9 protein-coding genes are annotated in these 14,083 nt (G+C 64.8%); 2 read left to right on the top strand and 7 right to left on the bottom strand.

Annotated features, from left to right (window positions below):
• Positions 1 to 83 precede the first annotated feature (83 nt).
• The 6 genes from V2L18_RS01825 to V2L18_RS01800 all read right to left on the bottom strand — a co-directional run bounded on the left by V2L18_RS01825 (position 84) and on the right by V2L18_RS01800 (position 9,409).
• A complete protein-coding gene (locus V2L18_RS01825) occupies positions 84 to 1,643 on the bottom strand; it encodes a diguanylate cyclase (RefSeq protein WP_336176056.1) in 1,560 nt (519 codons plus the stop codon).
• A gap of 450 nt (positions 1,644 to 2,093) precedes the next feature.
• On the bottom strand, positions 2,094 to 2,711 hold the full coding sequence (gene rpsD, locus V2L18_RS01820; protein ID WP_336176054.1) for a 30S ribosomal protein S4: 618 nt from the start codon (positions 2,709 to 2,711) through the stop codon (positions 2,094 to 2,096).
• A 447-nt stretch (positions 2,712 to 3,158) separates the two neighbouring features.
• Positions 3,159 to 4,682, bottom strand: coding sequence for a DEAD/DEAH box helicase (locus tag V2L18_RS01815; RefSeq protein WP_336176053.1), 1,524 nt, complete (start codon positions 4,680 to 4,682; stop codon positions 3,159 to 3,161).
• A gap of 486 nt (positions 4,683 to 5,168) precedes the next feature.
• Positions 5,169 to 5,939 carry a glutamate racemase gene (gene murI, locus V2L18_RS01810; RefSeq protein WP_336176051.1) on the bottom strand — a complete coding sequence of 257 codons (771 nt, stop codon included), beginning with the start codon at positions 5,937 to 5,939 and terminating at the stop codon, positions 5,169 to 5,171.
• Positions 5,936 to 6,832: an RNA methyltransferase gene (locus tag V2L18_RS01805; protein ID WP_336176049.1), complete on the bottom strand. Its 897-nt coding sequence runs from the start codon at positions 6,830 to 6,832 to the stop codon at positions 5,936 to 5,938. Before V2L18_RS01805 ends, murI begins: the two co-directional genes overlap by 4 nt.
• Before the next feature lie 351 nt (positions 6,833 to 7,183).
• Positions 7,184 to 9,409: an NADP-dependent isocitrate dehydrogenase gene (locus V2L18_RS01800; RefSeq protein WP_336176047.1), complete on the bottom strand. Its 2,226-nt coding sequence runs from the start codon at positions 9,407 to 9,409 to the stop codon at positions 7,184 to 7,186.
• Positions 9,410 to 10,003: 594 nt separating this feature from the next.
• Between V2L18_RS01800 and V2L18_RS01795 the strand changes: the two genes are divergently transcribed.
• Together V2L18_RS01795 and fabF are read left to right on the top strand one after the other, a co-directional pair.
• Positions 10,004 to 11,698 (top strand): hypothetical protein, encoded by a 1,695-nt coding sequence (locus tag V2L18_RS01795; protein ID WP_336176045.1) that lies wholly within the window; start codon positions 10,004 to 10,006, stop codon positions 11,696 to 11,698.
• Positions 11,699 to 11,857: 159 nt separating this feature from the next.
• Positions 11,858 to 13,123 (top strand): beta-ketoacyl-ACP synthase II, encoded by a 1,266-nt coding sequence (gene fabF / locus V2L18_RS01790; protein WP_336176043.1) that lies wholly within the window; start codon positions 11,858 to 11,860, stop codon positions 13,121 to 13,123.
• Positions 13,124 to 13,160: 37 nt separating this feature from the next.
• Here the strand turns inward: fabF and V2L18_RS01785 are convergent, their stop codons facing one another.
• Complete coding sequence (locus tag V2L18_RS01785) at positions 13,161 to 13,907, bottom strand: hypothetical protein (protein ID WP_336176041.1); 747 nt, start codon at positions 13,905 to 13,907, stop codon at positions 13,161 to 13,163.
• Positions 13,908 to 14,083: the final 176 nt, after the last annotated feature.

Here is a 14,083-nt window from a genome sequence, read left to right as displayed (position 1 = left end):
TTGAGGAGAAACGCGAGCGCCGTCTTTAAGGATGGCCCGAGCGCATATACCCCACGCTCCGCCTCAACAAACCACGAAACACGCTAGCCCGCGAAATCGAGCAGGGCGCCCCGCCTGTCGGTGGCGGGCGACGAGACCACGCGGTTGCGGCCCGAGGCCTTGGCGCCGTAAAGCGAGGCGTCGGCACGGGCGTAAAGGTCGTCCGCATTTTCCCCGGGCCGCAATTGCGCGACCCCGATGGACACGGTGACCCGCATCGGCGCCTCCGCCGCTCCAGAGCGCGGGCAGCGCACAGGCACGACGATCTCCTCGATGCTCCGGCGCAACCGTTCCGCCGTCTCCATCGCGCCGCCAAGATCGGTATCGGCGAGCACCACGACGAACTCCTCGCCACCCAGCCGCCCGACGTGGTCGGTCTCGCGGATGGCGGAGGATATGCGCGCGGCGATCGACTTCAGCACCTCGTCGCCGACCTGATGGCCGCACCTGTCGTTGACCTGCTTGAAGTGGTCCGCGTCGATCAGCAGGATCGCGCAGCGATGCCCGTAGCGCCGGGCCCGCGCCAGCTCGCGCTCCAGATCGTCGAGGATCTGGCGCCGGCTGAGGACGCCGGTCAGCGCATCGCGGGTGGCCAGTTCGAACAACTCCGACTCCCGCCGTTTCAGCTCGCTGATATCGACCCGGAAGCCGACCGTCGCGCCGGTGGCGGTCTTGGTTTCGCTGATGCGCAGCCAGCCGCCGCCGATCACCGGCTGCTCCATAGAGCCGACCGGGTTGCGATGGTAGGCAAGCGCCTCCTGGATGAAGGCTTCCTCGCAGCCCCGGGCTGCGGGAAACCAGCCCAGCGAGACGGCCTTGCGGAACAGCTCCTCATAGGTGATGCCGAGACGGAAGACGCCTTCCGCCTGCGGATAGAGCTCCGTCATGCGGCGATTGAAGAGCACCAGGCGGTCGGTTTCGTCAAACAGCATGAAGCCGTCGGGCAGCGCCTCGATGGCGGCATGCAGCTGGTTGCCGAGGTTTTCCGCCTCGCGCTTGGCCCGGCGCAGGCTTACCCCGTCCACCGCTACCCGCGCCAGATCGACGAGCATCTCCACCTCGCCCGCCGTGAAGGCGCGCGGCTGCGTGTCGCAGACAGCGATGGTTCCGATGCGCACGCCGGGGGCAACGACCAGCGGGGCGCCCGCATAGGCCCGCACGTGCCGCATGCCACCGTCAGGGCTGCTGCCGGACGTGTCGGCGGAAACGTCTTCCGGGCCGTCGGGCCCGCAGATACGGGAAAGGCGGGGATCGGCGGCGGTATCGGCGATCACCAGAGGTGCGTCGCTGGCGATGGCGAGATGGCCGAAACCGGAGGTGCGCGGCAACTCCGCAATCCCGAGCCCGATCTCCGCCTTTAACCATTCGTGCTGCGCATCGACAAAGGAAATGAGCGCGATCGGCGCACCGAAGGCGGCGCGCGCAAGCCGCACGAGCCGGTCGAATTCCTCCTCGCGCGCGGTATCCAGGGCATGGCAGACGGCAAGACAGGAACGGCGCTCCGCCTCCGACGCGATCGCCTCGCCGCCCTTATCCGGAGAACGGTCCAGATACAGGTCCAGGCAAAGCTCCAGGCAACGTTCTTTCGTGGCCGGTCCCAGCACGCTCGGCCTCCCAGGATAAGAAATAATTACAATAGTACATTACCTGAACATATTTCTACACGGTGACGTGTTAATCATTGATTAATTTAAAATTTAAAATACGATATTTCCAGAAGTAAGTAACGGAAACCGGTATCTGAATACCTATTAAACAAAAGTATTATAAGTATTTGTTTCGTATAAAATCTATTGTTACTTTACGTCGCCTCGGATATACGCGATCCGCGAAGCGCCGGGAGACCAACGGTCCAGATATGACCAAAGACAGCGCACATGTCGGCGGCAATGGACAACGCCGATCGACTGCGCAAGGTCCACCGCCAGAGCGCACCATGTTCGCACAAAGCCCGAAACCCGATCCGGCCAGGCCGGAAACGGAAAAGGCCGCCCGAAGGCGGCCTTTGAGGATGCTGCATCCGGAAGAAATCCGGGGATGCGAGAGCCCGTCGCTTAGCGCGAATAGAATTCGACGACCAGGTTCGGCTCCATCAGCACCGGGTAGGGAACCTCGGAGAAGGACGGCGCACGGGTGAAGGTGGCGGTCATCTTGGAGTGGTCGGCGACGATGTATTCCGGCACGTCGCGCTCGGCCGACTGCACGGCTTCCAGCACCAGCGCGAGCTGCTTGGACTTGTCGCGAACCTCGATGACGTCGCCTTCGCGGACGCGGTAGGACGGGATCGTGACCCGGCGACCGTTGACCTTGACGTGGCCGTGGTTGACGAACTGGCGCGCGGCGAAGACCGTGGGCACGAACTTCGCGCGGTAGACGATGGCGTCGAGACGACGCTCCAGCAGGCCGATCAGGTTCTCGGAGGTGTCGCCCTTCTGACGGGACGCCTCGACGTAGATCTTGTGGAACTGCTTCTCGGAAATGTTGCCGTAGTAGCCCTTGAGCTTCTGCTTGGCGCGCAGCTGCACGCCGAAGTCGGAGAGCTTGCCCTTGCGGCGCTGGCCGTGCTGGCCGGGGCCGTATTCGCGGCGGTTGGCCGGGGACTTCGGACGACCCCAGATGTTTTCGCCCATACGGCGATCAATTTTGTACTTCGAGCTCTGACGCTTGGACATTCGCGTGGTCCTTGGGTTTGTTTCTTATCGAAAGGACACGCGCCCTCCTCTGTGCCGGCATTTCCCACCCGTGGGCGGAAGTTTGCGACACTGACAGGAACGACGGCAAAGCGTTTGCCGCGTCCCGCGGGTGCGTGAAATGCCACGCGGGCCCCGAGGGACCCGCATGGACGGCCGTTGATCTAGTCGAATGCGGCGCGCCTGTCAAACACGGAAGGGGATTTCGGGGCCCACAAGCTTGAGGGACTGGCCGAATTGCAAGTCCGGTTTGCGCGAACTTCCCGCTTGTTCCCCTCTCCCCCCTTGCGGGGGAGATGTCGGCGCAAGCCGACAGAGGGGGGTGGAGCGGCAGATTCGGAGCAAGCAGCTCACCCCCACCCCTAACCCCTCCCCTCAAGGGGGAGGGGGACGCGAGAGGCTGGTTTCGGGGGCAAAGTCAGGCCGGCATCAGACGCCGAACTGAACAGGGCCTTCGCTGGAACCGCGCGGACGCGATGCGTTGGTATGCGCGCCGTTGCCCTTGCGATGCGGCTTGCCACCACGGGCCCGATTCGGGCCCTCGCCCTGGCCACGACCTTCGCCCTTGCCGGCCCAGCTCTGGGCGCCGCTCTTCTCGCCGTTGCGGCCGAAGCGCGGCTTGCCGGCTTCGCCCTCGGGGCGGGTCCGACGTTCGCCGCCTTCACGACGTTCACCACGATCCGGACGCTCGGAACGCTCCGGCCGGGGACCACGGCCCTCGAAGCTGCGGGCCTCGCCGCCACGGGCGCGACCGCGACCGGAACGGCCCTTCTTGTTCGTGCCACCCTCGCGGCCGAAACCCGGCTCGCCGCGCGGATCGGACGCCGCATCCTCGCCCGGCATCAGGTCGAGCGCACGCTTGGTCAGCCGCTCGATGTCGCGCAGGTACGGACGCTCTTCGGGAATGCACAGCGAGATCGCGATGCCGGCAGCCCCGGCGCGCGCGGTGCGGCCGATGCGGTGGACATAGGTTTCGGGAACGTTCGGCAGATCGAAATTGACCACATGCGAGATGCCGTCGACATCGATGCCGCGTGCGGCGATGTCGGTGGCGACCAGAATGCGCAGCGAGCCGTTCTTGAAGTCGCCGAGCGCACGCTGGCGCTGACCCTGGCTCTTGTTGCCGTGGATCGCCGCAGCCTCAAGGCCGGAACGTTCCAGATCGCGCACGACGCGGTCGGCGCCGTGCTTGGTGCGGGTGAAGACGATCGCGCGCTCCACGTCGCGCTCGGCCAGAAGATCGCGCAGCCGCGCCGTCTTGGCCGCCTTGTCGAGGAAGATGACGCGCTGGTCGACCTTCTCCGCCGTGGTGGCGACGGGGGCGACGGAAACCTCGACCGGATCGGTCAGATAGGCCGAGGCGAGCTCCGCGATCTGCTTGGGCATGGTGGCGGAGAAGAACAGCGTCTGACGCTTCGCCGGCACCAGCTTGGTGATGCGCCTGAGATCGTGGATGAAGCCCAGATCGAGCATCTGGTCGGCTTCGTCGAGGATCAGCGTGTGAATGTCGGAGATCGTCACGGCCTTCTGGTCGATCAGGTCGAGCAGCCGGCCGGGGGTGGCGACCAGCACGTCGGTGCCGGTGGCCATGCGCCGGATCTGCCCGCGGATCGACACGCCGCCGACGACGACGGTGGTGCGAACACGCAGGTACTTGGCGTAGGTGGTGATGCTGTCGGCGACCTGCTGGGCGAGTTCGCGCGTCGGCACGAGGATCAGCGCGCGGGTGGCGCGCGGCGCGAGGCGGGCCTTGTCGGCGGAAAGCTTCTGGAGAAGCGGCAGCGCGAAGGCCGCGGTCTTGCCGGTACCGGTCTGGGCGATGCCGAGAAGGTCCTTGCCTTCCAGAACGTGGGGAATGGCCTGCGCCTGGATGGGCGTGGGCGCGGAATAGTTCTCGTCGGCAAGCGCCTTCAGGAGGGGCGCGCCAAGAGCGAGATCGGTAAATGTGGTCAAAGAGGTACTTTCGGTTTTGGCCGAGCACGCAAAGCCACGCGCCAAAAGGCGTCTGGCCGCTTCACGGCGGGATAATCGCAGTTCGTCAAAGGGGAGGAACCGCTCGCGTCTATCGCTGGACACCGCGCCTGAATGCACGGTCCGCGACTTTCCCCTAACTCGAGCAGCATCCGGCTGCCGGGGCGACGCGGTAACGATGGCGCCTTATGTGGGGAATACGGCGGGCAAGTCAAGGGAAATCGGTGGGATGGGGGAAGGCGGAGAAGGTTCGCAGGAAGGGCGGAAGGTATCGAAAGAGAGCCCGTTCCCCCGCCCTCTCGTCATTGCCGGCTCCGACCGGCAATCCATTCCGTGATGCAAGACCTCGGAAAATGGGCGAAGGGAGAAGAAGACGGCCATCCGTGCATTTGGAGAGATTACGGCATGGATTGCCGGTCGGAGCCGGCAATGACGGAGAGATCTCAGCCCTTGCTCTTGCCCTTCCCCTCACGCCTCCTCCCAGCGCCCCGCGGCATCGAAGGTGGCGGGGAACGCGGTCGGCGGTCTTGTCGAGAAATACCGCGTCGCCCCCTCCCCCTCCGGCGCGTCCATGATCAGTGTCGACAGCCTGCGCGCAATCGCCGGCGCCGGGTCGATCCAGGTCACCGGCCACGGTGCGATGCGTTCGAATGCGTCTTGCAGAAACGGATAGTGCGTGCAGGCAAGCACCACCGTGTCGGTGCGCACGCCGTCACGCTCCACGAAAGCGGGTGCGATTTCGGCGCGGATCGCATCTTCCGGAACGGTTTCGCCGGCCAGCACCCGTTCGGCCAGATGCGACAGGCCACGGGCGCCGACCAGCGTGATGGCGATGTCGGGCGCGAACTGACGGATGAGCTCGAACGTGTAGTCGCGCTTGACGGTGCCGGGCGTCGCCAGCACCGAGACGAGACCGGAACGCGTCTCGCGCGCCGCCGGCTTGATGGCCGGAACGGTGCCGACGAAGGGCACGCGGAACTGTTCGCGCAGCGCCGGCAGAACCAGCGTGGAGGCCGTGTTGCAGGCGATCACCACCGCACGCGGATCATGCGTCTCGATCAGCCGACCCATCAGCTCCACCACATGGCCGACGAGATCGGGCTCGGCCCAGTCGGAATAGGAAAAGCCGGCGTGGTCTGCCACATAGACGAGATCAAGCTCGGCCTGCTGGGCGCGCACGTGGCGCAGAACCGAAAGCCCGCCGATGCCGGAATCGAAGACGAGGACCGGCCGGGTCATTCCCTGTCACGGTCGGCGGATGCCGGCGCAGCCTCCGGTTTGACCCCGCCCAGAAGCGAGCCCTTGGGCGTGACCGCCGGGCCCTTGGGCTTCGGCACGCGCGGCTTGCGTCCCTGAAGCGCGGCGACGACACCGCGCAGGGTCTTCACGTCCTGCTCGGAAAGGCCCGCCTTGTGCAGGATGTTGCGAAGCTGGCGCACCATGGCCGGCTTCTTGTCCTCGGTGCGGAAGTAGTTGGCATCGTCCAGCGCGCCTTCCAGATGCTCGAACAGCCGGATCAGTTCCTCGCGCGTCGCCGGTTCGCTCTCGCTTTCATGGAAGGGAAGCACGCCGCCGGTGGCGAGCTTGCGCCATTCGTAGGAGACCACCAGCACGGCCTGCGCGATGTTGAGCGAGGCGTAGGTGGGATCGACCGGCAGGGTGACGATCTCGTCGGAAAGCGCCACTTCCTCGTTGTTGAGGCCCCAGCGCTCGCGCCCGAACAGAACGCCGGTCGCAAGCCCGCGCCCGCCGTGGGAGACGAGCGTCACCGCCGCCTCGTCCGGCCCGCGCACGGGCTTGGGGATCTCGCGCGAGCGTGCGGTGGTGGCGAAGACGAAATGCAGGTCGGCGACCGCATCCTCCACCCGGTCGAACACCTTCACCGCCTCGATGACGTGGGTCGCGCGGCTGGCGGCGGCGACCGCACGCTCCGACGGCCAGCCGTCGCGCGGGTTGACGATGCGCAGATCCTTCAGGCCGAAATTGGCCATGGCGCGCGCCGCCGTGCCGATGTTCTCGCCAAGCTGCGGCTCGCACAGGATGACGGCGGGCGGCAGGATGAGCGAGGACGGCGTGGACGCGGTTTCGCCGGTTTCTTCGGGGGTGCCGGGGTTTTCGGATGTGTCGGACATGGCCGAGGGGTTTAGCCCAACCGGCCGATGTTGGAAAGTGGGCGCGGGCCGGAGTTGGAACGTTTCATGGTCTGGCGGAAGTGGACGAAAAGGAAGTTACCTCTCCCATGGGGAGAGGTCGGCGCAGAGCGCCGGGTGAGGGGTTTAGAACTTTCGTGGATACGGTGAACCCGACACCCCTCACCCCAACCCTCTCCCCATGGGAGAGGGGGCGGATACGGCCGCTTCCGCCAGACCATGAAACGCTCTCAGCACCGCCACGCAGCCGCCCGCCGCCTCCCCGCCTCACGAAAAAGGGGCGACCACCGGCCGCCCCCCCCTGTTCATCGCTTGCGGTGGAGCGAAAGCCCGTCAGCCGATGATGCCGTTCAGCGTCGCGCTCGGACGCATGGCGGCGGCGGTCTTTTCCGCCGAGCCATGGTAGTAGCCGCCGAGATCGACGGCGTGCCCCTGCGCACCGTTCAGCTCGGCGAGGATCTTGTCCTCGTTCTCCGACAACGCCTTGGCAATCGGCGCGAAATGCGCGGCCATGTCCGCATCCTTGTCCTGCTGGCCAAGAGCCTCGGCCCAGAACTTGGCGATGTAGAAGTGGCTGCCACGGTTGTCGAGTTCGCCGACGCGGCGCCGGGGCGACTTGTCCTCGTCGAGAAGCTTGCCGATGGCGGCATCGAGCGCATCGGCCAGCACCTGCGCCTTGGCATTGCCGGTCTTCTGCGACAGGTGCTCCAGCGAGGCGCCGAGCGCGCAGAATTCGCCGAGCGAATCCCAGCGCAGATGCCCTTCCTCCAGAAGCTGCTGCACGTGCTTGGGCGCGGAGCCGCCGGCACCCGTCTCGAACAGCCCACCGCCGGCCATCAGCGGCACGATGGAGAGCATCTTCGCAGACGTGCCGACCTCCAGGATCGGGAACAGGTCGGTGAGATAGTCGCGCAGCACGTTGCCGGTGATGGAGATCGTGTCCTCGCCCTTGGCGATGCGCTCCACGGAACGCTTCGCCGCGTCCTGCGGGGCCATGATCTTCAGGTCGAGGCCTTCGAGATCGTGCTCGGGCAGGTACTCGTCCACCTTCTTGATGAGTTCGGCATCGTGCGCACGCTTCTTGTCGAGCCAGAAGATGCCCGGCATGCCGGAAAGCCGCATGCGGGTCACGCCCAGCTTCACCCAGTCGCGGATGGCGGCATCGGTGGCGCGGCAGGCACGCCAGATGTCGCCTTCCTCAACGGCGTGCTCCATCAGCGTGTTGCCGGCCGCATCCACCATGCGCACCGTGCCGTCGGCCGGGATCTTGAAGGTCTGCGGGTGGGAGCCGTATTCCTCCGCCTTCTGCGCCATCAGGCCGACATTCGGCACCGTGCCCATCTTTGCAGGGTCAAGCGCGCCGTTCTCGCGGCAATAGTCGATCACCGCCTGGTAGACGCCGGCGTAGGATGAATCCGGGATCACGCACTTGGTGTCGTGCTCCTTGCCGTCCGGGCCCCAGGCCTTGCCGCCGGCGCGGATGAGGGCCGGCATGGAGGCATCGACGATCACGTCGGAGGAGACGTGCAGGTTGGTGATACCCTTGTCGGAGTTCACCATATACATGTCCGGCCCGGCATCAAGCGCTGCCTTGATATCGGCTTCCACGGTGGCCTTCACATCGTCGGGCAGCGCCGCGACCTTGGCATAAAGATCGGCAAGGCCGTAGTCCGGATCGACGCCCGCCTCCTTCAGCACATCCCCGTGCTTGACGAACACCGGCTCCAGGAACGCCTTGACCACATGGCCGAAGAGGATGGGGTCGGAGACCTTCATCATCGTGGCCTTGAGATGGACGGAGAACAGCACGCCCTTTTCCTTGGCGTCCCGGATCTCGTTCTTCAGGAACTTCGACAGCGCCTTGGCGCTCATGAAGGTGCCGTCGACGACGTCACCTTCGGCGATCGCGAAGCCGTCCTTCAGCACGGTGACCGCACCGTCCTCGGCGACGAACTCGATCTTCGCCTTGCCGGCGGATGCGGCCGGAACGGTGACGGACTTCTCATTGGCGAAGAAGTCGTCCTTGCCCATGGTGGCGACGTGGGTCTTGGAGTCCTTTGACCACGCCCCCATCGAGTGCGGGTGCTTCTTGGCGTATTCCTTGACCGCGTTGGGCGCGCGGCGGTCGGAATTGCCCTCGCGCAGCACCGGGTTCACGGCCGAGCCCTTGACCGCGTCGAACTTCGCGCGGATGGCCTTTTCCTCGTCCGTCTTCGGATCGTCCGGATAGGCGGGGATCTTGTAGCCTTGCGCGTTCAGCTCCTTCACGCAGGCGTTGAGCTGGGAGACGGAGGCGGAAATGTTCGGAAGCTTGATGACGTTGGCGTCCGGCTCCTTCACCAACTGGCCGAGTTCGGCCAGATCGTCCGACTGCTTCTGTTCCTCGGTCAGATATTCCGGAAACGCCGCCAGGATGCGGCCGGCAAGCGAGATGTCCTTGGTCCCGACGGTGATGCCGGCCTCGTTCGCGAAGGCGCGGATGATCGGCAGCAGCGAGGCGCTCGCCAGCTGCGGGGCTTCGTCGACCTTGGTGTAGATGATGTCGGGGCGTGCGGCCATGTCTTGATCGTTCCTGAGGATTGGTTTGTAAGGTGTGTCGCGGGTTCTGGATATCCGGATCGCAAATGAGGTGGGGTCGCGAGCGGCTGCCGCTCACGGTGACCTGGAAATGTGACGGCATTCGACGGGCGTGATGACGCTGACCTCCCACCGCCACGGCCGCTCCGCCGCTTCGATCGAGGGCGGCGGCCGAATTTGAACCGTCGCTGTTTTATTCACTGGAGGGGACGTGTGCAACAGGCGGAGGCGGGAACCTTCGCGGGACTTGCAGGCGATGAAGGGGCAAGGGATGGAGGGAAGGCGGCAGCAATGGCGAAGGGAGCGGCCCTCCGCCCGCATCGATTGAACCGCGCCTCAGCCGGCATCTGCGTTTGCCCGGTTTTCGCCCCACCCCCGATTGTCATCCCCGCGAAGGCGGGGATCCAGCATTCCAGAGACCTGTCGTTTCCGGGCAATTCCGACGCCCTGTGGTTGCTGGATTCCCGCCTTCGCGGGAATGACAGCGGAGGGGCCTGTGCAAGACGTTGGACCGTTGGGTATGGCCGATTGCTTTCCGCTGCGGCTTCCGTAATTCTGACCGGGCAGGGAGGCGAGATGGTTGAGTTCTCATCCGACAGGGACAAAATTACTGAATGGTTGCTTGAGCAGACCGAGGAAACCTGCGCTTGTATCGCCGTTCGATGCGCCTTGCGGATTCTTCCTATAATTGGAAGTAAGTGGGGAATTGGTAACCGCAATTCAGAGGGGAAGGTGTTTCTTTTATTATTTCAAGCTTTATCAATTACATTTGTATTCTCTAGATATGCCTCTTACGAGAACGAAATTTTTCTCATTTCTCAAAAAATATCTGGCAAAATAGCTCGTATCGCAAGAAGCAGTAGGCGCGCTTTTAATGCTGAGAGAGAATTAATCCTAAATTCCATCGATGCTATAGACGTTGTATCTGCCGCAGTCGCTACTGTCTTGCCTGGACCACATCCGAATGTAGCTAAGTTATCTGCTCAGGCCGCGAACGACTCTATTGATGTAACTTTTTCGGCAAAGCATGGCGACAACTTGCGGTTATCTTCTGTTGGCTCTCTAGAACTTGACATGTCGTCGATATGCGATGGAAATGTATCTTCATATCTTGCGGCTCAGCCTTTGTGGCGAATCTCCCATGGAGCTACCCCTGATCCACTCTGGTCGCAATGGCTCCAGATGAAATCGCGCCTCCTGGCACTCCATCCAGACTGGCACGTCTGGACCGATTGGTACGAGGATCGCTACCACGGCCGCCCCGCCAACGAAGCCCTCGAAATCGCCCGCGCGACCTTGCCGGAGGAGTTGTGGGCGCAGGGCCCGCGCGCAGTGAACGCGCGGATCGCGGAACTGATCGCCGAGCATGCGCCGAAGGAGCCTCCCAACGAACCGGGCCTCCATGCTGAGGTTCGCAACGGAAAGCTCGAACTTCGCGGGTCGGCTCCGGCGGCAAATGAAACCGCCGATCCGCTCCAGCAGAGCCTGCATGAAATCGTCCGCCGCAAGGCGCGGGACATGCACGCGGCGTTGAAACCCGCAGCGAACCAGTATCCCGAACTCTTCAAGGTCGCCACGACCTACCTGAAGACCGTCGAAGTCCCCCTCGCGGAACTGGACGTGACGGCCGCGTGGTCCGAGGGCAACGAGCTTGACGGCCTGCTCCATGCCTATTCGGGGCAGGATGCGAACCGCACCATGTCCGAACCGCTCGAACCCGCGCTTTCGGGCAGGCTCGATGCGCTGCTCAAGGATCATTCCGCGCTCATTCTCGGCTTCGCCCTTGGCCGCCTGCTCACCGAGCGCGCCGACCGCATGCGCATGGAAGGGCTGTTGCCGGACGAACTGCGTCGCCCGCTTCTCGACGTGCTGTCCGCATTCCGCGATCTGAGAGAGGTTATCGAACCGGCGACACGGGAGCGTATCGAGGCAGCCGAAGCGGCCATCATCGAAACGAACTGGCGCACGGGGCGTGTCGCCTATTCGGGCTACGCGCTGGTGCGAACGTTGCTGATCGGCGCCGGGCGCTTCCTGCTGAAAATGTCTGTGGTGACAATCGGCTTGTTCGGTGGCCTGCCAGCGATCGGAGGGTTGGCCGGAGATCCGCAGCTACTGGCTACGTACCAGTTCGCGCTGCTGTTCCGCGACCATGCCGCGGCCATCCTGCAATTTGCTGCCGGATTTCCCGAACTCAGGCGGTGGTGCGAACACGTTCTCGCTCATTTGAGGCTGGATGACGAAATCAACAACGGCGAAGACGAGCCGAATTGATTTCCAAGGCCGTGTATAAGCCGGCAGCTTGCGGGGGCCCGTTCTTCCCCGAAAACCGCGACATCCTGCGACAAACGTCCCACCCCCCTTGTCCTTTGGTGCGAAGCTCGCCACTTTCCCTATCAATACCCTCACCCAGCACGAAGGATTGGACACCATATGAAGCGCATCGTCATCACCGGTATGGGCGCAGTCACGCCTCTCGGCGTGGGCGTGGAGACATATTGGAAGCGCCTCGTGTCCGGCATGAGCGGGGTGCGTGCGCTGACCCGCTTCGACGCGAGCGCGCATGCCTGCCAGGTGGCCGCCGAAGTGCCCACCCGCGAGGAAGATCCCGAAGGCGGCTTCAACCCCGACGATTTCATCGAGCCGCGTGAGCAGAAGCGCATGGAGCGCTTCATTCATTTCGCGCTCGCCGCCGCCCAGGAAGCGCTCGCCCAGGCGCGCTGGAAGCCGGAAACCGATGAGGAGCGCGAAAAGACCGCCACCATCATCGCCTCCGGCATCGGCGGCTTTCCGGCCATGACGGCGGCCGCCAAGCTGGTGGCCGAGAAGGGCCCGCGCCGGGTCTCGCCGTTCCTCGTGCCCTCGTTCCTGGCCAATCTCGCGGCAGGGCAGATCTCCATCCGCCACGGCCTGCGCGGCCCGCTCGGCACGCCCGTGACCGCATGCGCGGCCGGCGTGCAGGCGCTGGGCGATGCCTTCCGCATGCTGCGCAACGGCGAGGCCGATGTCGCGGTCGCCGGCGGCGCCGAAGCCTGCATCGATCCGGTGTCGTTCGCCGGCTTTTCCGCAGCGCGTGCGCTTTCCTCCAAGCGCAACGACGACCCGAAAGCCGCCTCGCGTCCCTTCGATGCGGACCGCGACGGCTTCGTGATGGGCGAAGGCGCCGGCGTTCTGGTGCTGGAAACGCTGGAACACGCCGAGGCGCGCGGCGCAACGCCGATTGCCGAGATCACCGGCTACGGCACCACCGCCGATGCCCACCACGTCACCGCCTCGCCGGAGGATGCGCGCGGCCAGAAGGGTGCCATGCGCAAGGCGCTGGAAGTCGCCGGGCTGTCGCAGTCCGACATCGGCTACATCAACGCGCACTCCACCTCCACGCCGCTCGGCGATGCGGCGGAGCTGACGGCGATTTCCTCCATCTTCGCCAATCGCGGCAAGGACCTGTCGATCTCCTCAACGAAATCGGCCATCGGCCATCTGCTGGGCGCCGCCGGTGCGGTGGAGGCGATCGCGGCGGTGAAGGCGCTGGTCACCGGCATCATGCCGCCCTCGCTGAACCTCGGCGAGCCCGACGAGGCGGCACGTGCCTACGACATGCTGAACGAGGGCGCCCGGGAAAAGAAGCTCGCGCACGTGCTGTCCAACGGCTTCGGCTTCGGCGGCGTCAACGCCAGCATCGTGTTTTCGAAGATCTGAGGGGGGGGGGGCGCCTCGGCCTTCCGCACCCGCTACGCTAGAGCTCCAGCGCCGCCTCGATGGCGGCGATCTGGGCGTGCGTGCCGACAGGCACCTCGCTGGTGATCTGCAACCGGCGGTCCTCCAGCACTTCCGCGTCGGGATGATCCGCCGCCCAGGTCTCCAGCGCAGCATCCCGGTGTTGAAGCAGCACCTCAAGCTGCGGGCGATAGAGCACCACCATGGCATTGAGCCACTGGTTCACCGCCCAGTTGGGATGGGCGAGCTCGATCACGAAGCGGTCGAGCAGCGCGATGACGTCGTCGGCCCGGTAGAGCGTCTCGTTGGTCACCCAGCGGTTGGTGGTGAAGAGGCGCAAGGGGCGGCCGGCACCATCGACCGAGATCCCGCCGATATGGACGAAGCGCTCGGCCTCGTTGTCGGGCACGAAGGCGCCGGGGAGCTTCCACGGTCTCAGCCCCGGCGCGACGGTTGCCGGCCGCACGAAGAGATGGAAGTGGCCGTTCTCGCCCGCCGTCATCTCGTCCGGCGTGTGGGCGTGGTAGAAATAGTGGGCGGCCCCGTCCTCCACGTCGCCCAGCGGATAGCGCTCCCAGATCAGGAAATCGCCCTGCCCGCGCAACACCTCGGCCACGACCGAACTGCCCGACTTCGCCAGCACGCGCTCGCAGGTGAGAACGGTCGCGGCCGCATCGTGCATGGCTTCCAGTTGCTCGGCGCGAATGCCGGAAAGATCCGGTGCTAATGCCTCAGTGGCGTGGGGGGCCGGTTGGGTGTGGCCCATGGTTCACCTCGTCTCGATTGGGGCGGAGGAAGCGGTCGACACCCGCCGCACGGAAACGCGCCTGCTGCCCATCCTTCGAGACGCCTGCTTGCGCAGGCTCCTCAGGATGACGTTATCGTGTTGTTATTTCTGTGAAACCGACAAAAAACACAACGTCATCCTGAGGAAGCGCGAAG

This window comes from Breoghania sp. JC706 (genome assembly GCF_037026715.1).
GTDB lineage: Bacteria > Pseudomonadota > Alphaproteobacteria > Rhizobiales > Stappiaceae > Breoghania.
This window is presented reverse-complemented; position numbering and strand designations above follow the sequence as displayed.

Excerpts from the sequence above, each read along its gene's own strand:
- rpsD (WP_336176054.1), bottom strand. The coding sequence starts at position 2,711 with ATGTCCAAGCGTCAGAGCTCGAAGTACAAAATTGATCGCCGTATGGGC.
- murI (WP_336176051.1), bottom strand. The coding sequence starts at position 5,939 with ATGACCCGGCCGGTCCTCGTCTTCGATTCCGGCATCGGCGGGCTTTCG.
- V2L18_RS01805 (WP_336176049.1), bottom strand. The coding sequence starts at position 6,832 with ATGTCCGACACATCCGAAAACCCCGGCACCCCCGAAGAAACCGGCGAA.
- V2L18_RS01800 (WP_336176047.1), bottom strand. The coding sequence starts at position 9,409 with ATGGCCGCACGCCCCGACATCATCTACACCAAGGTCGACGAAGCCCCG.
- V2L18_RS01795 (WP_336176045.1), top strand. The coding sequence starts at position 10,004 with ATGGTTGAGTTCTCATCCGACAGGGACAAAATTACTGAATGGTTGCTT.
- fabF (WP_336176043.1), top strand. The coding sequence starts at position 11,858 with ATGAAGCGCATCGTCATCACCGGTATGGGCGCAGTCACGCCTCTCGGC.
- V2L18_RS01785 (WP_336176041.1), bottom strand. The coding sequence starts at position 13,907 with ATGGGCCACACCCAACCGGCCCCCCACGCCACTGAGGCATTAGCACCG.